This is a genomic window from Roseateles amylovorans, assembly GCF_025398155.2.
In the GTDB taxonomy this organism is placed as follows: domain Bacteria; phylum Pseudomonadota; class Gammaproteobacteria; order Burkholderiales; family Burkholderiaceae_C; genus Roseateles; species Roseateles amylovorans.
In genome coordinates, this window is the sequence record NZ_CP104562.2 from 2,027,792 (window position 1) to 2,049,331 (window position 21,540).

The window sequence follows — 21,540 nt, forward strand, 5'->3', positions numbered from 1 at the left end:
GGCCGGGCCTTCTCATTGGCAACCCCGCTGCCGTGGCGCTGTCGCGCGGTAGGCCGGTGGCTTTGCGTCCCCGCTTTTCAACGGGTTTGCCCTCAGACATCGAAGCTTGCGATCGCCCAGGACCTGGTACTCATCGCAACTGGGCTGCACCTTAGTTGGGGCTGTACGGCAAGGATAGAGGGCGTTACAAGACGGCAGATCGCCGCGTGAAATGAGCACGGCTTTGCCGGACGTGACCCGCATTTGACCGTCAGCTCACTGCAAGCTTCGGTGCGGTTTGGTGCAGCTCGATGCGGGATGAGGCCGATGAACACGGGCATCGCTTGCCCTGTCGGCGCGGGGTGGGTCGGTCCCGCGCCACGGTCTCGCGGTGAGTGCCGACCTGCCAGGGTCGGCGGCCGGTCGGGGTAGGCTTGGTCCATGATGGATTCCCTGATTGCCGCGGCGGGCCGCGCGTTGATGGCCGGCGATCCGCTGAGTGCGCTCAACCGCGTGGCCTTGCGCAACGATCCGCCCGCGCTGGCCTTGCGCGGCATCGCGATGGCGCAGCTCGGGGAGTTGGCGCGGTCACGCGAGCTGCTGAGCAGCGCCAGGCGACGGTTCGGACCGGAGGAGGTGCTGGCCCGGGCGCGATGCACGGTGGCCGAGGCCGAAGTGGCTTTGGCTTTGCGGGACCTGGGCGGGTCGCTCCGACCCCTGGAGACCGCTGCCGCTGCGTTGGCCGATCGCGGCGACCATGGCAATGCCCTGCACGCCCGGCTGATCGCGGTGCGACGGCTGTTGCTGCTGGGCCGCCTTGACGCTGCAGCGTCAGCCCTGCAGACCCTGGACGTGCGGCGCCTGGTCTCGCCCGCGCTGCAGACCGTGGCTGAACTGGCCCATGCCGAGATCGCGCTGCGGACGCTGCGCACCGGGTCCGCCGAGGCCGCGTTGAGCCGGGCTCGAGCTGCCGCCGGGCAGGCCGGCGTGCCGGCGCTTCAGGCCGAGGTGGACGAGGCCGTGGGCGCCTTGCACCGCCCTGCGGCGCGATGGGTTCGAGCGGGCATCGAGCAGCCCCTTCGGTTGGCCGAGGTCGAGGCCTTGCTCGCCACCGGCGCGCTGGTGGTGGATGGCTGCCGGCGCGGTCTGCAGGCGGGCGATGCGTGGCAGTCCCTGGCGCGGCGGCCGGTGCTCTTCACACTGGCCTGCGCCTTGGCGGAACAGTGGCCCGGCGGTGTGCCGCGCGAGGTGTTGATCGCTCGTGCCTTCCGCATCCGCCGCCCCGACGAAACGCACCGCGTGCGGCTGCGGGTGCAGATGGGCCGGCTGCGCGCGCTGCTCGCGCCGGTGGCCCGCATCGAGGCCAGGGACCGCGGATTCGCCTTGGTGACCCCCGGCGATCGGCCAGTGGTGGTGTTGCGCCCGCCCGTCGATGGGGAGGCCGCGTCCTTGCAGGCCTTGCTGGCCGATGGTGCGCCGTGGTCCACCTCCTCGCTGGCGCTGGCGCTGGGCGAGAGTCAACGCAGCATTCAGCGCGCGCTGGCCTCGCTGCAGGCGACTGCAAGGGCGCGGTCGATCGGGCAGGGGCGAGCCCAGCGTTGGCTCAGCGCCCCGATGGTCGGATTCACGACGATCTTGTTACTCCCCGCGTCCGTGCCAATTGCCTAGAGTGATCCCACCGCATCACGCGAAGATTTGGAGCGCAGCATGGTCGATATCGTTCACAGAATGGGCATCAAGGCGCCGCCCGACAAGGTCTTTGCCGCGCTCGGCACCCTTGAGGGTCTCGCCGGCTGGTGGACCCGGGACACCACCGGCCACGCGCAGCCCCTGGGCCGGATCAGGTTCCGGTTCTGCAATGCCGCCGGCACCGAGTTGGGCGCGTTCGACATGGAGGTGCTGACCCAGGACCCCGACCAGGCGGTGCGTTGGCGCGTCAAGGAGGGGCCGGCCGAATGGGTCGGCACTGACATCGAGTTCCTGCTTGCGCAGCAGGATGAGTTCACCATCGTGAATTTCGCCCATCGTCATTGGCGCGAGGAGGCGGCGTTCATGGCCCACTGCAGCATGAAGTGGGCGACCTTCCTGCTCAGCCTGCGCGAGTGGGTGGAGACGGGGCGCGGCCGGCCGTCGCCGGATGACCTGAAGATCGACAACTGGAACTAGGTGAGCCCATGCGAAAGAAAAACGCAGAGATCGTGCGCGAGTACGGCCCTTTCGACGGTGCCCCGTCGGTCCATGGGGTGACCCATGACGGCGAGCGGGTGTGGGTGGCCACCGGCACGCGGCTGCTGGCCATCGATCCCGACCAGGGCGAGGTGGCCCGCACCCTGGACAGGGCCTGCGACGCCGGCACGGCGTTCGATGGCCGGCATCTCTATCAACTGGCCGAGGCGCGCATCGACAAGATCGATCCGGCGAGTGGACGGGTCATTGCGTCCATTCCAGCGCCCGGGCATGGCCTGGACTCGGGACTGGCCTGGGCCGAGGGCAGCCTGTGGGTGGGGCAGTACCGCGATCGCAAGATTCACCGCATCGACCCGGCCAATGGCGCCATCCTGCGCACCATTGAGTCCGACCGTTTCGTCACCGGCGTGACCTGGGTGGACGGCGAGCTCTGGCACGGCACCTGGGAGGGTGACGAAAGCGACATCCGACGGATCGACCCCGACAGTGGCGCCGTGCTGGACCAACTGACCATGCCGGCCGGCACCGGGGTGAGCGGTCTGGAGTCCGATGGCGCTGGTCTTTTCTATTGCGGCGGCGGGGCCAGCGGGAAAGTGCGCGCGGTGAAGCGGCCGCGGTAGTCCGTCTCCGTCGGAGGCTCCGGCAGACAGCCCCGGCAGGCTGATGCGCGGGATGGCCGATGCAAGCGGGCGGGGCCGGCTCGGAGGTCCTGGATGGTGACGCATGGGCCGCGCGCCGTCGAGCCTGCGCTGAACGGCGTGAAGGCGTTGTCCATGCCGCGCTTGCGCGAACCACGGCCACCCTAGCGGCGAACCTCCAGCGGCGACTTGCCGGTCCACCGCTTGAAAGCATGCCGGAAGCTGTTCGCGTCACTGAAGTCCAGGGCCGCGGCGATGTCTTCCAGTGACAGCGAGGTGCTGCCCAGGTAGTCCAGCGCCAGCGCGTGCCGCACGCTGGACAGCAGCTCGCTGAAGGAGGTGCCTTCGTCGCTCAGGCGCCGCCTGAGCGTGCGCGAGGTCATGCACAGCGACGAGGCCACGTCCTCGATGCCGGGAAAGCGCCCCGGAATGCGGGTGAGCTCTTCATAAACGCGGCGGGTCAGTCCCGCCTGCCAGGCAATCTGGGACAGCAGCCGCTCACAGGTCTCGGACATCTGGGCCGCCGTGATCGGATTGGCCATCTGCGGCGCCCGGTCCAGCCATTCGCGCGGGTAGTGCAGCTCATTGCGAGTGTGGCCGAAGGTGACGGGGCAGCCCAGCGTTCTTGCCACGTCGTCCGCATGCGCGGGCGCTGGCATGGCGTAGAGCGCTTCGACCGGTCGGCACCACGGGCCCATCACGTCCGTGATCAGGGTGACGTGGCCGGCGAACTGCACGTCCAGGAAGAAGCGGTACTGCTCGGGGGTGAGTGCCAGCAGGGCGAGCTCGTCATGGGTGGGCAGGTGCCAGACGGCCGTGCCGCCGTCCTCCGAGCGTCGGACGGGCATGACCGGCGTCCCGAGCGCGTGGTAGCGCATCGACATCTCGAAGCCCTCGCGCATCGTCGCCGTGCACAGCATGGCGTAGCCGTAAAGCCCATAGCAGCTGATGTGCAGACGCTGCCCCACCCGCAGGCCCAGCTCGGGCGCCGGGCACAGCCGCACCGCATTGCGGCCCACCGTCAGCAACTGTTGCACCGAGGTGCGCGTGGCAGGGTCGTCGATCTGCGCCGAGCTCAGCCCGGTGCCGGCCAGCGCACGCTCACTGCACACACCGAATTCGTCCAGGGCCTGAACCAGGGTGAGGATCTTCAGCGGGGCATAAAGACGTTCTCGCAGGCTGAGTGCCGTGTGGCCGGCGAAGGGGCCGGAGGACACGGTTTGGGGGGGCGGTACAGAGACGTCAAGCATGGTCGCGGAGAGTGGATGTTCGTAGCCGACGCGGAGTATTGCAGCCGGCGATGACATGGAGCGCCGAGTGATTGGACAACGTTGTCCGACTGGATGCGCAGGCTGTCCGACTTTGACTTTTCGCTGGCCCTCCCAGCGGACAGACTTCTGCACGTCGAGCGCCGTCCCATCTGCCATTGGCACGACGGCCGCCTTGCGGAGGGCCCGATCCCGGGATGAACGATCGGGGGCATCTCCGCCAGCTGTCCTCCTGATCTCCCCTGAGGGGTCATCCCAGTGTCATCCAGATTGCCCAACAGGATCTGCCGGCCACAAGGCCGGCCGTCGGGTTGGCGGACTGTCCACCCCACTCACCCCGACTCGAATGAACGCGCTTTCGCCCTCGCCATCCATCCAGACCGGGTTCTCACCCTCGCGTGCGGCGATCGGGGCGCTGCTGGGGCTGACCCAGGGCTTCGGGCTGTATCTGGTGAGCAACAACCTCGGTGCCATCCAGGGATCGCTGGGGGCGACGGCGGCCGAGGCCAGTTGGCTCACCACCGCCTACTTCGCGACCGCCCTGTGGGCCTCGCTGCTGATCACCAAGATTCGGCTGCAGGTCGGGCTGAGGATCTTCACCGTGGCCAGCCTGTGGCTGTTCCTGGGCGTCGCGGTCTTGCATCAACTGGCCGACAACCTGGGCTCGGCCCTGGCAGTGCGCGCCGCGCTGGGCCTGGCCGCCGCGCCGCTGAGCACGCTGGCAATCTACTACATGCTGGAAGCGCTGCCGCCACGGTGGGCGCCGGTGGCGCTGCTGGCGGGCTTCACCTTCCTTCAGCTGCCGGGACCGCTGAGCCGCGTGCTGGCGCCGGATCTGTTGGTGTCCGGTCGCTGGCAGGGCCTGTTCCTGCTGGATGTGGCCCTGGCCCTGCTGAGCCTGGCCGCCATCCATGCGGTGCCGTTGAAACCGCAGCCGCGGCAGCCGGTGTTTGGCCGTGGCGACCTGCTGAGCGTGCCGCTCTACGCGGTCGGCCTGGTCCTGTTGTGCGTGGTCGTCTCTCAGGGGCGGCTGGCTTGGTGGGCTGACGCACCCTGGTTGGGCGCGTGCCTGGCTGGCGCCATCGCCTGCCTCGGGCTGTATGTGCTGGTCGACCTCAACCGTGTCAGTCCGCTGCTGGACCTGCGCTGGCTGACGCAGCCCTACATGCTGCGTTTCGTGGCGGGCGTGCTGCTGTTTCGCATCGTGCTGTCGGAGCAGAACGTGGGCGTGGTGGGCCTGATGTCGGCGCTGGGCCAGACCAATGAGCAGATGCAGCTGCTGTTCGCGTTGGTCAGCGTGGGACTGGTGGCCGGGTTTGCGCTGGCGCCGGTGATCGCGGCCCGCTGCGGCACGCCGTGGCTGTCGGTGCTGGCCGCAGCCCTGGTGGTGGTCGCTGCCGTCATGGACAGCGAGGCCAGCGCGCTCAGCCGCCCCGAGCAGTTCCATCTGAGCCAAGGGTTGATGGCGGTCGCGCTGGGGCTGTTCTTCTCGGCGTCGCTGCTGCTGGGTTTCGGTCCGGTGATGGCGGAGGGCGGACAGCATCTGGTGAGTCTGCTCGCTGCCTTCAGTGGGGCGCAACTGATGGGCAGCCTGTTCGGGTCGGCCTGGGCCAGCACCTTCGTGGCGCAGCGGCAGACCTGGCATGTCCACGCGCTGACCGAGCAGATGGCGACGGGGAATCCGCTGCTGGCCCAACAGGTGGCGCATGTCAGCGGCTGGGCCGGACAGCTGACCGGCGACCCGGTGAGCCGCGCCCAGCAAGGGTTGGCGTTGCTGCTGCAGCAGATCACCCGCGAGTCGACGGTGCTGGCCTACAACGACCTGTTCCAGCGGATGGCCCTCCTGGCCGCCGCCATGACGCTGTGGCTCACGGTGCTGGCTTGGCGCGCGCATCGCCGCCGGGTCCACGACTCCGGCACATCCCCCTCATCTCCGGCATCCCCTCCGGCATCCCCTCCCGCATCCGGTGCATCCACCGCATCAGCGTCGCCCCGTTCTGTCTGACCACGAAAGATCTGCAGTCATGCCCAAGTTCCTCAGGATCAGCAACCTCCTGGTGGCGAGCGCCGCACTCGGTGGCATCGCGCTGGTCCTCTATGTCTGGCGGCTCCCGCCGTTTCACGGCGCGATCGAGTCCACCGAGAACGCGTATGTGCGCGGGAGCGTGACCGTCATGGCCGCCAAGGTCGATGGCTATGTGACCGAGGTGCTGGTGCAGGACTTCGCCGCGGTCGAGGCGGGTCAGGTGCTGGTGCGTCTGGACGGTCGCCATTACGTCCATCGGCTGGAACAGGCCCGGGCCGCACTGGCGGCGCAGCGGGCCAGCCTGGCCAACGTGGTGCAGGCCCGCCATGTGCGGGAGGCCGGCGTGGCCAATGCGCAGGCCCAACTGGCGGCGGCTCAGGCCCAGCAGGTGAATGCGGACGCGCAGTGGAGCCGGGCGCAGGCGGACCATCGCCGGTCGTTGGCGCTGGTGGGCGATGGCTCGGTGTCGCAGCGCGAGCATGAGCAGACCGAGAGCGTCCTGCGCCAGACCGAAGCCAGCCAGCGGCTGGCCCAGGCGCAGGCGCAGCAGGCCCGGGCGGCCATCGCGGCGGCCCAGCAGGAATTGCGGGCGGTGGAGGTGAATCGCGAGGCCATCGAGGCCGCGATCGAAGGCGCCCTGGCGGCGGTTCATGTGGCGGAGCTCGATCTGGAGCACACCCGCATCCGCGCGCCGCGCCGTGGGCATGTCGGTGAGATCGGCGTGAAGCTCGGTCAGTATGTGACGCCCGGCGCTCAACTGCTGGCCTTGGTACCCGCTGAGGTGTGGGTGGTGGCCAATTTCAAGGAGGACCAGGCGAGCGCCATCGCACCGGGACAGTCCGCCTGGGTGCAGGTGGATGGCCTGGGTCACGCGCGGCTCAAGGGGCGGGTGGAGCGACTCTCTCCGGCCATGGGGTCGGAGTTCAGCTTCTTTCGCCCGGACAACGCCACCGGCAACTTCACCAAGGTGCCGCAGCGCATGCCGGTGCGCATTGCGGTGGATGCCGATGATCCGCTGGCCGGCCGGCTGCGCCCCGGCATGTCGGTGATTGCGGAAGTCGACACCGGGTCCTTGCAGCCATGACATCGCACCTTCGTACCCGGCTGCTGGTGGTCCCCGCCTTGCTGCTGGTCGCCTGCGCGCAGCGGCCGGTGCCGGTCGTGATGCCGGGCACGTCCAGCTCCTCGCCGGCCCAATGGCGCAATGCCGCCGGCAGCCAACCCGTGGCGATCGCGTGGTGGCAACAGTTCGGCGATGCCACGCTCACGCGGCTCATCGACGAGGCCCTGACCCGCAACCAGGATCTGCGTCAGGCCGCCGCCCGCGTGACCGAGGCCCACGCCCTGGCGGTGGCGCAGCACGGCGCCTTCTGGCCGACCCTGGACGCGGGGGTGGGCGGGGCCCGCTCGCGGAGCATCAGCGATGTCACGCTGAAGCCTTATCTGTCTACCGGGCACCAGTCGCTCTTCCAGGCGGGTTACGAAGTGGATCTGTGGGGCCGTGTCGACGCGCTCGCGCGTGCCGCGGACACCGGCGAACAGGCCACCCGAGCCGCACGGGATGCGATCGCGCTCAGCGTCGCGGCGAGTGTGGCCCAGGCCTACATCGGCCTGCTGGAGCTGGATGCGCAGTTGGACGTGGCGCAGCGTCTGCTGGCCTCGCGGGAACGATCGTTGTTACTGGTGCGCCGGCGGCACGCGCTGGGCTATGCCAATGCGCTGGAACTGGCCCAGGCCGAGTCCGATCGCCATGCCGGCGCACAGGCGCTGCCGCAGCTTCGGCGCGCGATGGAACGTCAGGAAGCGCAGCTCAATCTGCTGCTGAACCGCGCGCCCGGTGCCGTGGAGCGCGGTGGCTGGCTGAGTGCGCTCCATCCCTGTGCGTTGCCCGATGCGGGCCTGCCGTCCGAGCTGCTGCGTCGCCGCCCCGATGTGCATGTGGCCGAGCTGCAGGTCGCGGCCAGCGACGCGCAACTGGCGGCGGCGCGCACGCAGTGGCTGCCCTCGCTGCACCTGAATGCCAGCCTGGGACGCACCGGTGCCAGCGTGCTGCGCGGGGATCCGTTCACCCTCTGGAGCCTGGGTGGCAGCGTGCTGGCGCCGTTGTTCAACGGGGGGCGACTGCGGGCCTTGGCCGATGCCAGTGCCGCGCGTCGCGAGCAGGCGCTGGCCGCTTACGAACACGCGGTGCTGGGCGCCTGGGCGGAAGTGGAGGTGCAGCTCAATGCGCACGAGCAGCAGGCGACCCAACTGCGCGAGGCGCTGGCGCAGCGCGACGCGATGGCCGAGGCGTTGCGCGTGACCGAGCGGCGTCACGATCAGGGCCAGGTCTCCACCCTGGAAGCACTGCAGGCCGAGCGTCAATTGCTGGCGGTGGAGCAGGGCGTGCTGAACCTCCAGTCGGGGCTGCTGCACAGCCAGGTGGCGCTGTTCCGCGCGCTGGGTGGCGGCTGGTCGCGAAACATTGAACCTGACCCCTCACGTCCGACCCAGGAAGAGCGCCCATGAGCACCGTCAACATCCTGTTATCGACCTTTGTCCTGTCCGTGATGGCGCTGGTGGTGTTCATCTGGACGCAGCGCAGCGGGCTGTTCGACCGCAGCGCGCAGGGCAGCACGGTGATCTTTGCCCCGGGCGAAATCGGCAGCGCCGAGGACCCCGCTGCGGGCCGCGTGCCGCCGGCCTTGAGTGCAGCGCTGGATCAGCGGGCGCGGGCCGATGCGTCGTCGGCGCCGTTGGTGTTCTTGTTCCTGGTCTGCGCCTTCGTCTGGCTGTTGGTGGCCTCGGTGGCGGGTCTGACCGCCTCGATCAAGCTGCATGCGCCGGACTGGCTCACGGCCCAGCCCTGGCTGACCTTTGGCCGCATCCGCACGATCCATCTGAATGCCGTGGCCTATGGCTGGGCGCCGATGGCGGGCTTGGGCATTGCGCTGTTCACCTTGCCGCGCCTGCTGAAGACCGAACTGGTCGGCACGCGTTATGCGGTCGTGGGCGCGGCGCTATGGAATGTCGGTCTGATCGCCGGTCTGGTGGCGATCGGCGCCGGCGACAGCGACGGTCAGGAATGGCTGGAGATTCCCTGGTCGATCGACCTGCTGTTCGTCGTCGGCGGTGCGTTGGTCGGGGTGCCGCTGGTGCTGACGCTGCTGCAGCGCCGGGTGGCGCATCTCTATGTGTCGGTCTGGTACATGGGCTGCGCGCTGTTCTGGTTTCCGGTGCTGTTCGTGGTGGGCAACCTGCCGGGGCTGCATCGGGGTGTGGAGCAGGCCGCGACCAACTGGTGGTTCGGCCACAACGTGCTGGGTCTGTTCTACACGCCGCTGGCCTTGGGCGCGGTCTACTACTTCCTGCCCAAGGTCATCGGGCGCCCGGTGCAGAGCTACAACCTGTCGCTGCTGGGCTTCTGGGGACTGGCCTTCTTTTACGGCCAGGTGGGCGGTCATCACCTCATCGGCGGGCCGGTGCCGGGATGGCTCGTCACGCTGTCCATCGTGCAGAGCGTGATGATGGTGGTGCCGGTGGCGGCGTTCACGATCAACCAGTTCCAGACGCTCAAGGGGCACCTGGGCGCGCTGGTTCACTCGCCCACGCTGCGGTTCATCGGCTTCGGCGGGTTGATGTACACCGCGAGCTCGGTTCAGGGCAGCCTTGAGGCGCTGCGGAGCGTGAACGCGGTGACCCACTTCACCCATTTCACCGTCGCGCATGCCCACCTGGGCCTGTACGGGTTCGTGACGATGGTGTTCTTCGGCGCCATCTACTTCATCACGCCGCGCATCACCGGGCGCGAGTGGCCCTCGCAGCGGCTGATCGTGGCGCACTTCTGGCTGTCGGCCGTCGGGCTGGGCCTCTATTTCGTGTCGTTGACGATCGGCGGATGGCTGCAGGGGCGGGCGATGCTGGACGCCAGCCGGCCCTTCATGGACTCGGTGCTGCTCACGCTGCCGTATCTCAAGGCGCGCTCCGTGGGGGGCGCGTTGATGGGGCTGGGCCATCTGGTCTTTGCCGTTCACTTCGCGATGCTGCTGGCCGGACGACGCCAGGTTCACAGCCGGCCCACGCTGCTCCAGACGTCCTGAGGATCCTTCCATGCAGAACGAAACCCGACTCCTGGCCGGCGGCATGGTGATGCTGAGCATCGCCACCAGTCTGCTGGTCGTCCTGCCCTACATGACGGTGGGTCAGGTGCCCGCGCCGACAGCACTCAAGCCCTACACGGCGGCCGAGCTAAGGGGCCGGCAGGTCTACATCGCCAATGGTTGCGTGTCCTGCCACTCCCAGCAGCCGCGCGCCAGAAGTCTGGCGCCCGATGCTGCGCGCGGCTGGGGCCGGGCCAGCGTGGCGGCCGACTATGCCTATGACACGCCGCACCTGCTGGGCACGATGCGGACCGGTCCGGACCTCTTCAACATCGGCGCGCGGCAATCGAGCGAGGCCTGGCATCTGGGCCATCTGTACCAGCCGCGTGCGTATGTGCCGGGCAGCGTCATGCCGAGCTATCCCTTCCTGTTCCAGCTCAAGGACCAACTGCGCCCGGGAGACCACGAGGTCCCACTGCCGCCGGGCCAGGCACCGGCGGGCAAGCACGTGGTGGCCAGCGGCGAGGCGCTGGATCTCGTGGCCTACCTCAAGTCGCTCGATCACACCTATCCGGCGGCGGACACCGTGTCCGCCGCTGCCGCCCGTTGAACTTCAGGATGCCGACATGACCCCCGAACCTCCGATCTCCGACCCGCAACGGCGCGAGCATCCTGATCCGCATGAGGGGACGACGCCCGTGCCCAAGGCGCTTCTGATGGCGGTGGCGCTGTTGGTGGCGTTTTGCATCGCCTACATCGCCGCCTCCGACATTGAGACGCCGGCCGCCTGGGGCGATGGCCGACACGCGGCGGATCTGGGCGGCGTCTCCGCGACCATTGCCGGTACGGTCGATGGGGCGGCGGTGTTCGCGTCGCGCTGTGCGGCCTGCCATCAGGCTCAGGGTCAGGGCTTGCCCGGCGTCTTTCCACCGCTGGCGGGCAGCGAGTGGGTGAAGGGCAAAGACAGCACGACTGCGGCCATCGTGCTTCATGGCGTGACCGGGCCCTTGTCTGTGATGGGCCAGACCTACAACGGCGCCATGCCGGCGTTCGGGGAGCTGTTGAGCGATGCGGAAATTGCAGCGGTGCTGACCCATGTGCGCACGCACTGGGGCAATCAGGCGGCGGCCGTGACCGCCGAGACCGTGGCCCTTGCCCGCGCGGCGCATCGGGGGCGGACGGCACCGTTTGGCAGTCAGGACCTGCCACCGCTTGAGTAATCGATGGACCGCGATCGACAACGATCCCGCAAGCGCCTCTGGCCGACGTGGCTGGCGTGCGCGCTGGTCGCTGGCGCTTTCGCATTCGCGATCGGCCATTTGACCGTTGGGCTGCAGCACTGGACCTTCGAAGCACTGCGTCGCGATCAGGCGGCTCGTGGCGGGATGCGGTGGCCGGCCATGGATCTGCTCGATGCGGCGGGCCGCCCGATGCAGCTTCCAGCGCACGGCACGGGGCAGGTGTGGCTGGTGGACTTCATCTACACCGATTGCGCGGCGGTGTGCCAGTCGCTCGGTGCGGCGTTCTATCAGGCACAGCAGCAGATCGTGAGCGAAGGGGCGGGCGTGCGGCTGTTGTCGGTGTCCATCGACCCGGTGCGGGACACACCCGCGGCGCTGTCCGCCTACGCGCGCCGACACGGTGCCGATGCGCGGATCTGGACGCTCGCTGCGCCGGTCTCGGTCGATGAAGGGCGTCGCAGCCGCCGGTCGCTGGGCGTCGTGGCGGTGGCGGATGGGTTCGGTGGCTTTGCTCACAACGGGGCCATTCACGTGGTGGACCGGCATGGGCGGGTGGTCGGCATCTACGACACCGCCGACTGGATGCGCGCCCTGGCGCAGGCAAGGGCCCTGGAGGGAGATCGGTGATGAGGCGGGCTGGGTTTCTGGCGCTGCTGGCGTTGCTGGCGCTGCCTGCAGTGCGTGGCGCCCTGGAGACGCGCATGAGCCTGCACATGGCGGTGGAGCTGCCGTGGCTCTTCATCGTCGGCTGGATGATCGGCAGCCTGAAGACGCCGGCTTTCGATCGGCTCGAACGCGTGGATGCGGCAGGGCTACTCGGTGCCACGGTGGCGTCCTGCGTGTTGGCGCTGTGGATGGTGCCAGCCGCGCTGGACCTGGCCGTGCTGGAGCCGGGCGTGGCGGTGGGGAAATGCGCGATGTGGGTCGGTGCAGGGTGGGTGCTGCGCCGCTCGCGCCAGCGGATGCCGCCTGTCGTCGCCGCTTTCTTCCTGGTGAACGCGGCCTGGATGATGGCGACGGCGGGCTTGCTGTACCTAGAGGCCGAGCAGGCGCTCTGTGTCAACTACCGGGTGGATGACCAGCAGGTGACGGGCCTGGCGTTGATCGCCTGGAGCCTGGTGCTGGGCGGGGTGGGGCTGGCCGCCTTAGGCCCGTTGCTGCGCACGCCGGATGACCCGCTCCGGATCGATGCCGAGGCATGAACGCCTCTCGGCGAGGGCATCCGATCAACGGGTGGCCGCCTCGATGAAGGTGGCCAGGTCCTTGTCGAAGCGTGCGGGATCTTCGGCAAACGGGGCATGGCCCGCTTCCGGGTAGAGACGCAGGACGCCTTGAGGCGCCAGTGCTGCGGCGCGTGCAAAGGAGGCTTCGGGTCGTACCAGCGCGTCGTGAGCCCCGTAGACATGCAGGATCGGCTTTCGCAGGGCGCGCAGGCCCTTGTCGGCCTCGACGTTCATGCCATGCACCGCGTTCTGCATGACGTTGGATGCCATCGCCGCGGCGGCGATCATGCGCTGAAAGGTGTCCGCGTCCGGCGGGCGGTGGGAGCACAGGGCGAGGAAGGCGCGTTCTCCGTCCAGATGGGTCCGCAGGTCCGCCGACGCCATGCGCTCGTAGACCGTCGGCTGAGGCATCAACTGGTCCGTCTTGAGTTCGATCACACCGCCGGCATAGATGACCCCGGCGATCGCGTCGTCGCCATAGGCCGCCAGGTAGTTGGTGATGACCGCAGCGCCCAGTGACCAGCCCACCAGCACCGGCCGATTCGCCCGTGTGGCGCGGATGACGGCATCCAGATCGTCGCCCCAGCGGCGGCCCTCGCGGTACATCTGCGGCGAGGTGGGCATGCCCGATTGGCCGTGGCCGCGCAGGTCGAAGGCGATGAGCCGGAAACGCTGCAGAGCCGGGTCCCGCCACTGGGCGTCCCAGCTGAGCCGACTGCCGAGCAAGCCATGCACGAAGATCACCGTGGGACCCTCCGGATCGCCGGTTTCCTGCACGGCCAGGGTGACGCCGTCCGGCGCCGTCACCACGGAGGAGCGATCCCAGGCGAAGGCGGGCGGGGCGGCCACGGCGAGGAGGAGGACCAGTTGCAGGACGGTGCGTCGCAGGAATCGATAGGCCATGTTCGGGCTCTCAAGAATGGGAAGGCGCGCAGTCTCAACCCTCACACCAGTGTTAGAGTCAAGCGGTCCGAGGCATCGTCGTCACCGTCGTGAGCGCTCTCTCTGCCGCATCCCCTCTGTCCATCGGTGCGCTGGCGCGCGAAACCGGCGTCAGCGTGCGGTCCATCCGCCATTACGACGATCATGGACTTTTGCAGTCCAGTCGCGCCTCCAATGGCTATCGCAGCTTTGCGCCGGTAGCGGTGACCCAGGTCCGGCAGATTCAGCGCTTCATTGCGACCGGGCTCAGTCTGGCGGAGATCCAGGCCTTTCCTGACTGCATGCTGCTGGTGGAAGGCGCGCTCTCCTGCCCGGAAACGACCCCGGCGCAGCGAAAGCGACTGGAGGCCATTGATCGTGAAATCGCCGACCTGGAGCGACGTCGCACCCGCTTGATCCAGTTGCTGTCCGACGGAGCGGCGCCGGGATGACTACAGTCGGAGCCATGAGCAGCAGCCCCTCGCGATCCGGCGCGCGTCTCGCCGGCCATGCCCTCGTGGAGGCCCTGATCGCGCAGGGCGTGACCGATGTCTTCGGCGTCCCCGGCGAGAGCTATCTCGCCGTGCTCGATGGTTTCCATGAACACCGCGATCGCATCCGCTTCATCGCCTGTCGGCATGAGGGCGGCGCGGCCTTCATGGCGGAGGCCGGCGGCAAGCTGACCGGTCGCCCCGGCGTGTGCTTCGTCACCCGCGGACCGGGCGCCACCAACGCCAGCATCGGCCTGCACACCGCCTTTCAGGATTCGACGCCGATGATCCTGTTCATCGGCCAGGTGGCGTCCGATCAGCGCGATCGGGAAGCGTTCCAGGAAGTGGACTATCGCCAGATGTTCGGACCCGGCACCCTGGGCATGGCCAAATGGGTCGGGGAGGTGCAGGACGCCGATCGCCTGCCCGAGTACATCGCCCGCGCCTTCCACACGGCGCAGCAGGGTCGCCCAGGGCCGGTGGTGCTGGTGCTGCCCGAAGACATGCTCACCGCGCCCTGCGCCGCATCCGTGCTGCCTCGCGCGCAACCGGCGGTGGCCTGGCCATCGCCTTCAGACCTGATCGCGCTTCAGGCACGGCTGGAGGCAGCAGAACGCCCCTTGGTGCTGGTGGGTGGCAGCGGGTGGACGCCACAAGCCTGCGCCGCGCTGCAGGCCTTCGCGCATCGGTGGCAGTTGCCGGTGAGCGCCGTCTTCCGGCGCCAGGACCTGTTCGACAACCATGATCCGCACTATGCGGGTGATGTCGGCATCGGCATCAATCCAGCCCTGGCGCAGCGGGTCGCTGAGTCGGATCTGCTGATCGCGCTCGGACCGCGGCTCGATGAGATGACCACCGGCGGCTATACGCTGCTGAAGGCCCCGCGTCCGGCCCAGCCGCTGGTGCACCTCCATGCGGGGGCAGAAGAGCTGGGCCGGGTCTATGCAGCCGATCAATTGATCCAAGCTTCCATGAGCGTCGCAGCGTTGGCCCTGGAAACGCTCCATCCCCCGACGCCCGGTGAGCGACCTTGGGCGGCGTGGACTCGGGCTGCTCGCGCCGACTACGAACGCAATCAGCAGCCAGCGGCGCCGTCGGCGCCATCCGCCGACTTGCGCATGGACATGGCGGCGGTCATCGGCCTGCTGAATCGCCTGCTGCCGGCGGACACCGTCTTCACCAACGGTGCGGGCAACTACAGCGGCTGGCTGCATCGTTTCCATCGCTACACGGCCTTGCACCAGGGCGGACGCACCCAACTGGCGCCGACCAGCGGGGCCATGGGCTATGGGCTGCCTGCGGCCGTCGCGGCGAGTCTGCTTCAGAAGGACCGCTGGACGGTCAACCTCGCCGGCGATGGCGATTTCCTGATGACGAGCCAGGAGATGGCGACCGCCATGGCCCATGGCGCCAGGCGGTTGATCAGCATCGTCGTGGACAACGGCAGCTACGGCACGATCCGCATGCATCAGGAGCGCGAGTATCCAGGGCGCGTCAGCGGCAGTGATCTCCACAATCCCGACTTCGCCGCACTGGCCCGTGCCTATGGCTGGGCCGCGCACAGCGCTGATCGCACCGAGGAAGTCGAAACGGCGCTGCGTGAAGCCCTGCAGTCGGAGTGTCCGACCTTGATCCATCTGAAGCTGCCGGTGGACATCTCCACCAGCCGCACCACCCTCACGCACATTCGCGAGGCCGCCCTGAAGCGACAGGCCGAGCACCGTGCTGGCGGACAATGAGCGCATGTCTGCGACCCCGACCCCCATCCCCTTCGCCCTGCGCGGCGACTACATCGAACTCGACAAGCTGCTCAAGGTCTGCAGCCTGGCCGACAGCGGCGGCGCCGCCCGCCATTTGATCGCCGACGGGCAGGTGCACGTCGATGGTCAGATCGAACTTCGCAAGACCGCCAAGATCCGCGCCGGCCAAGTGGTGGAGTTCGCCGGCCAGCGGATCGAGGTGCAGGCGCCAGACGCCGGTTGAATTCCACTCAGGAGCCTTCCGATGACGACACCTCATGTGTCCCTGCGTTTCTCCACCTGTGACCTCTGCGATTCGCTGAAGGCCGACACCAGCGGCGCGACCCGCTGGCTGCCGGGGCAGCGCTATCGGAGCTACGGCGCCCGTATGCGCTTCGCCGGTCCCATCGCCACCGTGCGCTGCCTGGAGGACAACAGCCGGGTGAAAGCGGCGGTCGAGAGCTTCGGCGGCGGCAAGGTCTTGGTGGTGGACGGTGGCGGCTCGCTGCGGCGGGCGCTGCTGGGGGGCAACCTGGCCGCCAGTGCGGCGAAGAATGGCTGGGCCGGTCTGCTGGTGCATGGCGCAGTGCGCGACCTGGAAGAACTGCGGGCGGCCGATGTCGGCATCTTCGCGCTCGGTCATGTGCCGATGCCGACCGAGCGGCGCGACGAAGGCCTGTCCGATGTGCCGGTCCAGATCGATGGCCAGTGGATTCGCCCCGGCGAATGGCTGTATGCCGATGAGGACGGGGTGGTGATCACCCCGACCGCCGTTCATCCGGTCGGCTGAGCGCGTCGCGCCGTCACCCAGGCGACCAGGTCGGGCGCGGCCTGGGGGCGGGCGAAGAAATAACCTTGCGCCACATCGCAACCCATGTGCTGCAGCAGTTGGCGCTGGCCGTCGGTCTCCACGCCTTCCGCGACCACGGTCATCCCCAGCGCCCGGCCAATGCCGATCACGGCGCTGGCCAGGGCGCGATCGTCCTGGTCCAGTTCCAGATCCCGCACAAAGCTCTTGTCCAGCTTGATCTCGGTCACCGGTAGCCGCTTCAGGTAGCTCAGGCTCGAGTAGCCGGTGCCAAAGTCATCCACCGAGACTCCTACGCCCATCGCATGCAGCTTCTGCAGTTGCTCGCGGGGGCGGCTGTCGTCGTCCAGCATGACCCGCTCGGTGACCTCCAGTGTGAGGTCGCCGGCACTCAGGCCGTGACGAACCAGCAGCGAGCTGGCGTGCGCCGCCACATCATCCTGATGAAATCGCAGCGGCGAGACATTGACCGACATGCTGGGCACGTCCACGCCCTCGGCACGCCAGCGCGCGAGTTGGGCGCAGGCCTGCTCCATCACCCAGGCGTCCAGGGCGCCGATCAGGCCGCTCTCTTCGGCGACCGGGATGAAGCGGTCCGGCGGGATCCAGCCGCGCTGCTCATCCTTCCACCGCAGCAGCGCCTCCACGCCCACCAGTTGGTTCTCTGGCAGGCTGAGCTTGGGCTGGTAGTGCAACTGCAGGGCGTTGCAGGCCAGGGCATGTCGGAGTGCGGTCTCGATCTCCAGCCGCTGGTCCAGCGCCTGGTTCATGGTGTTGAGGAAGTAGCGCGCACAGTCGCGCCCGGCACGCTTGGCCTCATACATTGCGATGTCGGCGTTCTTCAGCAACTGATCCAGGTCGCCGCCGTCGAGCGGATAGGCGCAGACGCCGATGCTGGCGGTCATCGGCAACCGCAGCCGGCCGTTTTCCAGCGTCAGCGGCGCCTGCAGTGCTTCACGCAGCTTGTCGGCAACCTGCAGGCCATCCTCCGCCGTGCAGCCGGGCAGCAGCACCACGAATTCGTCGCCGCCCAGACGGGCCAGGGTGTCGCTGTCACGCAGGGTGCCGAGCAGGCGCTGGGCAATCTGTCGAAGCACTTCGTCGCCGGCGGCATGGCCCAATGAATCATTGACCGTCTTGAAGCGATCCATGTCCAGCAGCAGCAGCGCGGCGGGTTCGCGCGCCCGTGCGGCCAGGAGCAGCATCTGGCCGGCGCGGTCGGTCAGCAGGGTGCGGTTGGGCAGGCCGGTCACGCCGTCGACATAGGCCAGCCGTTCGATTTCGCGCTGATGCGCCTGATGCATGAAGGCGATCTGGCAGAGCTGGGTGCAGGCATCGACCATGCGCCGATGAAACGGCGCCGCCGCGCGCGGCTCCCGGTAATAGAGCGCGAAGGTGGCCACCACCCGGTCATGGGCCAGCACAATGGGGGTCGACCAGCACGCTCGCAAGTCGTGCGCCAGCGCAAGCGAGCGGTAGGGCGCCCACAAGGGGTCGGTGGCGATGTCGGTGACCTCCACCGATTCGTGTCGCCAGGCGGCCGTGCCGCAGGAGCCGGCGCTGGGTCCGATCTGAACACCCTCCAGCGCCGCGCTGTAGCTGGCGGGCAGGCTGGGTGCGGCCAAAGGGTGAATCAGGCCGGCCTCGTCGATGGTGAGCACCGAGCAACTCACCTCCGGCGCCAGGGCCTCCACACAGCGGCACAGCAGGTCCATGACCTCGCGCAAGCTGCGGCCGACCGCCACGGCCTCGAGCACTTCGCGCTGGAGCCGGTCGATGGCGGCGCGCTCTTCGCGGACGTCGGTCCGACACATCATCAAGGCGGACAGGGCCGAGCCTGGCGGGTGGGTCACATGGACGTCCAGCTGAAGCAATTCGCCGTTGTCCTGCCTCAGCCGCAGCGCGTGGGCGGGGGGGCTGTACGCCTCGGCGTCCCGGTCGACGGCGGTGGCTGCTGGCGCGGTCTCAGAGGGGGGCGCCGGAGTGGTCGCCTTGGTGGTGCTGAGGGGCGGTTCAGCCGAAGGGGGCGCCGCAGACGCTGAAGTTGCTGAGGTTGCTGGCGCTGCTGACTCCGCTGACGCTGCTGACGCTGCTGACTCCGCTGACTCCGCTGACTCCGCTGAGGTGGCTGGAGCGGCTGGAGTGGCTGGAGCCGGCGAGGTCGCTGATGTCGGCGAGGGCAGCGAGGATCCTGATGTCGCCCATGACGCTGAGGGTGCGCCGGCCAGCAACTGGGCCAGCCGCGCCGGTGTCAGTTGCTCGCAGCAGTCGAACAGCGAGTCGGCGTTGGTCCAACGCCGAAAGCGTTCGTTGGGGAATCGGACGTGGCCTTGGTCATCGGTCCAGACCAGACCGATGTCCGCCTGCGCCAGAAGCGCTGCCATGGTGGCGGCGTCCGGCATCGTCTCATGCGGCTCGGGCATCGCATCTCCCTGTGATGGTAACCAGCATCGCAGGGAAGCGCGGACGCTACAAGGGGGCGAGACTCCCCGGAATCTGGGAGACCCGCCAGGCAGAGGCCTTCAGCTCGGCTCCCGAGGGGCGCTCAATCTGGTGTGCAATCCGGCATGCGACCCACCAGCAGTCCACTGGTGGTGAAGTACTGGCCGCCGCCCAGGTGATGCAGCGCGCGCCGGCCCTCGGGCAGATCCAGCCAGTGCCCCTCCCGGAAAGCGGTGTCATCCGCCCAGGCCGCGACGACCTCGGCTAAAAAAAGGTCGTAGCGGGCTTGGTTGTAGGGCTCGGGGTAGATACGGCATTCCAGCCAGGCCAGGCAGCCTTGCACCAACGGCGCCTCCACCAAGCTGGCGGGCTCGGTGCTGAGGCCGAAGCGGCTGAACTTGTCGAGGTCGCGACCGCTGGTGTGACCGACGCCGGTCACCAGGTCCACCTGTGCGGCGCTCGGAACGCTGAGCACGAAGCTGCCGGAGGCTTCGATCAGGCCGCGCGAAAAGGTGTTTTTGTCGATGACCACCGCCACCTTGGGCGGATCGAAGTCCAAGGGCATGTTCCATGCGGCGGCCATCACGTCGCGCTGGCCTTGGTGGGCGGACGCCACCAGGACCGTGGGGCCGTGGTTCAGCAGGCGGGAGGCTTTGGCCAGGGGGACAGCTTGTCTCATGGCGATGACCGGTTCAGGCGAAGACAGTGAGCAGGCGATCGAGTCCGCCATCCGGGATGGCCACCATCGCTTTGGCGCGGACAGCCGGCTTGGCGTGGTAGGCGACCGAGAGGCCGGCGGCACCCATCATCGGCAGGTCATTGGCGCCATCGCCCACGGCGATGCACTGGGCCGCTGTGGCACCGATGTGTTCGGCACAGTTCAGCATCATCCGGCGCTTCTCTTCACCGTCGCAGATCTCGCCCCAGGGCTGCATCAACAGGCCGCCGGTGAGCTGCTCATTGACGATCTCCAGCGCATTGCTGCGCACGAAGTCCATGCCCAGCTCTGCGGCGACATGCTTCGTGAAGTAGGTGAAGCCACCCGAGACCAGGACCAGCTTCAGTCCCGCCGCCTTCAGCGCCGCGCAGAGCTCGCGCGCGCCGGGGTTGAAACGCAGCCGGTCGCGCAGCACCTGGGCCAGGGCGCTTGACGGGACACCCTTCAGCAACGTCAGGCGGCGACGCAGGCTGTCCTTGAAGTCGGTGATCTCGCCACGCATCGCCGCTTCGGTGATGGCGGCCACTTCGGCCTTGCGGCCCGCTGCGTCGGCGATCTCGTCGATGCATTCGATGTTGATCAGCGTGGAGTCCATGTCGAAGGCCGCGAGACGGAAATCGGACAGGCGCAGGGGCGGTGTGAGGCCTTGCAGAACCAGCGGGGAGGGATCAGCGGACATGTCGATCGGTGCAGGTGAGGACAGGAAGGGAAGGCGCTCAGCTTAGCGCACCCGCCAACCGGGCGTTGGCTCACACACAGAGGTCAGCCGGGGATGCTGCCAGCTCTCCAGCTTGAGTCCCGGCACGCGCGCAAAGCCGTGATCACGAGACACGAGGGTGGCGTCGCGTGACAGCGCGTGGGCGGCAATCAGCAGGTCCATTGTTTCCAGCCGCTGTCCCTGGCTTTCCAGCAGCGTGCGGAGCCGAGCGTAGTGCTGCGGGAGGTGGTCGTCCTCGGTGAGCGGCAGGACCGGGATCAGGCGCCGCACCCATTGGTACTGGCGTGCGCGCCTGGGCGAAGGGCACTTCGCCAGGCCGAAGAGCACCTCGTTGTGCACCAGCACGCTGAGGCCGACCTCGTCTCGCTTCAGCGCGTTGATCGCTCGCCAACTGGTGCTGTACCCGCTGCAAGCGACCTCGCGCATGAGCGCCGACACGACATTGGTGTCAAGCATGTAGCGCATGGTCGCGCTCCCGACGGGTTTGGGCCATGAAACGATCGAAGGCCAGCGCGGCGGGATCGGGTTGGGACTCGTCGGGCGACATGCCGTAGAACGCGCAATACGTCTCCCACAGTGCGACGTAGGCCGGCGAGTGGATTGGCGGCATCGGATCGGGGAAGGGGAAGGGTGAGGCGCCGTTCGCAGCCGGTGCGGTGGGTGGTGTCTGGGCGGGGCTGCCGCTGTCGGTAGTACGGTTGGGGGCGAGGCAGCCAGGGCAGCCGGTGCCGCCGGCGCCCGCGGTGCTGCCGAGGCCGTTGATGCAATCCTTGCCGAGCTCGCCGCCGTCGCCGCCGTCGCCGAGTTCGCTGCTGCGAGCGGCTTCCGTGGGGCGGGGCGTGTCGCCCAGGGGCTCGGCAGAGCCGGAATGAGCCGGGCCGGGATGAGCCGGGCCGGGATGAGCTGGGCCGGGATGAGCTGGGCTGGCCGGGGCGTGGCAGGACCGGGCGCTGGGGACGGCGCCTGCCGCCGCGGGGGTGGCGGGCGTGGCGGCGAACGACGCCGCATTGGCGCTATGGACATTGAGCATCTGGCATCTCCAAAAGGTGACAAGCCACCACT

General features: G+C 68.5%; 22 protein-coding genes and 1 riboswitch. Of the genes, 15 read left to right on the top strand and 7 right to left on the bottom strand.

From position 1 onward, the window contains the following. Positions 1 to 14: 14 nt before the first annotated feature. Positions 15 to 101: riboswitch (cyclic di-GMP riboswitch) on the bottom strand. 322 nt (positions 102 to 423) lie between these two features. From N4261_RS08695 to N4261_RS08705, 3 genes are read left to right on the top strand one after another with little or no spacing between them, the layout of a single operon-like run. After that, entirely contained in the window at positions 424 to 1,647 is a 1,224-nt protein-coding gene (locus tag N4261_RS08695) for a Rossmann-fold NAD(P)-binding domain-containing protein (protein WP_261760658.1), read from the top strand. 60 nt (positions 1,648 to 1,707) lie between these two features. Next, entirely contained in the window at positions 1,708 to 2,145 is a 438-nt protein-coding gene (locus tag N4261_RS08700) for an SRPBCC family protein (protein ID WP_261759761.1), read from the top strand. 8 nt (positions 2,146 to 2,153) lie between these two features. Beyond that, positions 2,154 to 2,786 carry a Vgb family protein gene (locus N4261_RS08705; protein WP_261759762.1) on the top strand — a complete coding sequence of 211 codons (633 nt, stop codon included), beginning with the start codon at positions 2,154 to 2,156 and terminating at the stop codon, positions 2,784 to 2,786. A 182-nt stretch (positions 2,787 to 2,968) separates the two neighbouring features. Here the strand turns inward: N4261_RS08705 and N4261_RS08710 are convergent, their stop codons facing one another. Then, positions 2,969 to 4,054, bottom strand: coding sequence for an AraC family transcriptional regulator (locus N4261_RS08710; protein WP_261759763.1), 1,086 nt, complete (start codon positions 4,052 to 4,054; stop codon positions 2,969 to 2,971). Positions 4,055 to 4,418: 364 nt separating this feature from the next. Here N4261_RS08710 and N4261_RS08715 point away from each other — a divergent pair, with 364 nt between their 5' ends. The 8 genes from N4261_RS08715 to N4261_RS08750 all read left to right on the top strand — a co-directional run bounded on the left by N4261_RS08715 (position 4,419) and on the right by N4261_RS08750 (position 12,620). Continuing rightward, the gene (locus N4261_RS08715) at positions 4,419 to 6,077 is read left to right on the top strand and encodes an MFS transporter (RefSeq protein ID WP_261759764.1); all 1,659 of its coding nucleotides are present in this window, start codon (positions 4,419 to 4,421) and stop codon (positions 6,075 to 6,077) included. A 19-nt stretch (positions 6,078 to 6,096) separates the two neighbouring features. Next, positions 6,097 to 7,182 carry an HlyD family secretion protein gene (locus N4261_RS08720; RefSeq protein ID WP_261759765.1) on the top strand — a complete coding sequence of 362 codons (1,086 nt, stop codon included), beginning with the start codon at positions 6,097 to 6,099 and terminating at the stop codon, positions 7,180 to 7,182. Next, positions 7,179 to 8,606, top strand: coding sequence for an efflux transporter outer membrane subunit (locus tag N4261_RS08725; RefSeq protein ID WP_261759766.1), 1,428 nt, complete (start codon positions 7,179 to 7,181; stop codon positions 8,604 to 8,606). The genes N4261_RS08720 and N4261_RS08725 overlap by 4 nt, the downstream gene beginning before the upstream one ends. After that, the gene (locus N4261_RS08730) at positions 8,603 to 10,177 is read left to right on the top strand and encodes a cbb3-type cytochrome c oxidase subunit I (RefSeq protein WP_261759767.1); all 1,575 of its coding nucleotides are present in this window, start codon (positions 8,603 to 8,605) and stop codon (positions 10,175 to 10,177) included. Before N4261_RS08725 ends, N4261_RS08730 begins: the two co-directional genes overlap by 4 nt. Positions 10,178 to 10,187: 10 nt before the next feature. Continuing rightward, on the top strand, positions 10,188 to 10,787 hold the full coding sequence (locus tag N4261_RS08735; protein ID WP_261759768.1) for a cbb3-type cytochrome c oxidase subunit II: 600 nt from the start codon (positions 10,188 to 10,190) through the stop codon (positions 10,785 to 10,787). A gap of 16 nt (positions 10,788 to 10,803) precedes the next feature. After that, on the top strand, positions 10,804 to 11,397 hold the full coding sequence (locus N4261_RS08740; protein ID WP_261759769.1) for a c-type cytochrome: 594 nt from the start codon (positions 10,804 to 10,806) through the stop codon (positions 11,395 to 11,397). A gap of 180 nt (positions 11,398 to 11,577) precedes the next feature. Further along, entirely contained in the window at positions 11,578 to 12,045 is a 468-nt protein-coding gene (locus N4261_RS08745; RefSeq protein WP_261759770.1) for an SCO family protein, read from the top strand. Further along, the gene (locus N4261_RS08750; RefSeq protein ID WP_261759771.1) at positions 12,045 to 12,620 is read left to right on the top strand and encodes a hypothetical protein; all 576 of its coding nucleotides are present in this window, start codon (positions 12,045 to 12,047) and stop codon (positions 12,618 to 12,620) included. Before N4261_RS08745 ends, N4261_RS08750 begins: the two co-directional genes overlap by 1 nt. Positions 12,621 to 12,644: 24 nt before the next feature. Here N4261_RS08750 and N4261_RS08755 read toward each other — a convergent pair whose 3' ends face one another. Further along, complete coding sequence (locus N4261_RS08755; RefSeq protein WP_261759772.1) at positions 12,645 to 13,544, bottom strand: alpha/beta fold hydrolase; 900 nt, start codon at positions 13,542 to 13,544, stop codon at positions 12,645 to 12,647. An 89-nt stretch (positions 13,545 to 13,633) separates the two neighbouring features. Here N4261_RS08755 and N4261_RS08760 point away from each other — a divergent pair, with 89 nt between their 5' ends. Genes N4261_RS08760 through rraA form a run of 4 tightly spaced genes read left to right on the top strand, consistent with a single transcriptional unit; the run spans position 13,634 to position 16,582 of the window. Further along, positions 13,634 to 14,014, top strand: a complete 381-nt coding sequence (locus N4261_RS08760) for a MerR family transcriptional regulator (RefSeq protein ID WP_261759773.1) — start codon at positions 13,634 to 13,636, stop codon at positions 14,012 to 14,014. 14 nt (positions 14,015 to 14,028) lie between these two features. Next, on the top strand, positions 14,029 to 15,792 hold the full coding sequence (locus N4261_RS08765) for a thiamine pyrophosphate-binding protein (protein WP_261759774.1): 1,764 nt from the start codon (positions 14,029 to 14,031) through the stop codon (positions 15,790 to 15,792). A 4-nt stretch (positions 15,793 to 15,796) separates the two neighbouring features. Then, positions 15,797 to 16,036, top strand: a complete 240-nt coding sequence (locus N4261_RS08770) for an RNA-binding S4 domain-containing protein (RefSeq protein ID WP_261759775.1) — start codon at positions 15,797 to 15,799, stop codon at positions 16,034 to 16,036. Between the two features lie 21 nt (positions 16,037 to 16,057). After that, on the top strand, positions 16,058 to 16,582 hold the full coding sequence (rraA, locus tag N4261_RS08775) for a ribonuclease E activity regulator RraA (protein ID WP_261759776.1): 525 nt from the start codon (positions 16,058 to 16,060) through the stop codon (positions 16,580 to 16,582). Here rraA and N4261_RS08780 read toward each other — a convergent pair. From N4261_RS08780 to N4261_RS08800, 5 genes are all read right to left on the bottom strand, one after another. Continuing rightward, the gene (locus N4261_RS08780) at positions 16,567 to 18,474 is read right to left on the bottom strand and encodes a putative bifunctional diguanylate cyclase/phosphodiesterase (RefSeq protein WP_261759777.1); all 1,908 of its coding nucleotides are present in this window, start codon (positions 18,472 to 18,474) and stop codon (positions 16,567 to 16,569) included. The two genes, rraA and N4261_RS08780, sit on opposite strands and share 16 nt — an antisense overlap. A 671-nt stretch (positions 18,475 to 19,145) precedes the next feature. Beyond that, positions 19,146 to 19,721 (bottom strand): flavin reductase family protein, encoded by a 576-nt coding sequence (locus N4261_RS08785; RefSeq protein ID WP_261759778.1) that lies wholly within the window; start codon positions 19,719 to 19,721, stop codon positions 19,146 to 19,148. A gap of 13 nt (positions 19,722 to 19,734) precedes the next feature. Further along, a complete protein-coding gene (gene serB, locus N4261_RS08790; RefSeq protein WP_261759779.1) occupies positions 19,735 to 20,439 on the bottom strand; it encodes a phosphoserine phosphatase SerB in 705 nt (234 codons plus the stop codon). A 42-nt stretch (positions 20,440 to 20,481) separates the two neighbouring features. Then, entirely contained in the window at positions 20,482 to 20,943 is a 462-nt protein-coding gene (locus tag N4261_RS08795) for a PIN domain-containing protein (protein ID WP_261759780.1), read from the bottom strand. After that, entirely contained in the window at positions 20,927 to 21,508 is a 582-nt protein-coding gene (locus N4261_RS08800; protein WP_261759781.1) for a hypothetical protein, read from the bottom strand. The genes N4261_RS08795 and N4261_RS08800 overlap by 17 nt, the downstream gene beginning before the upstream one ends. Positions 21,509 to 21,540 lie beyond the last annotated feature (32 nt).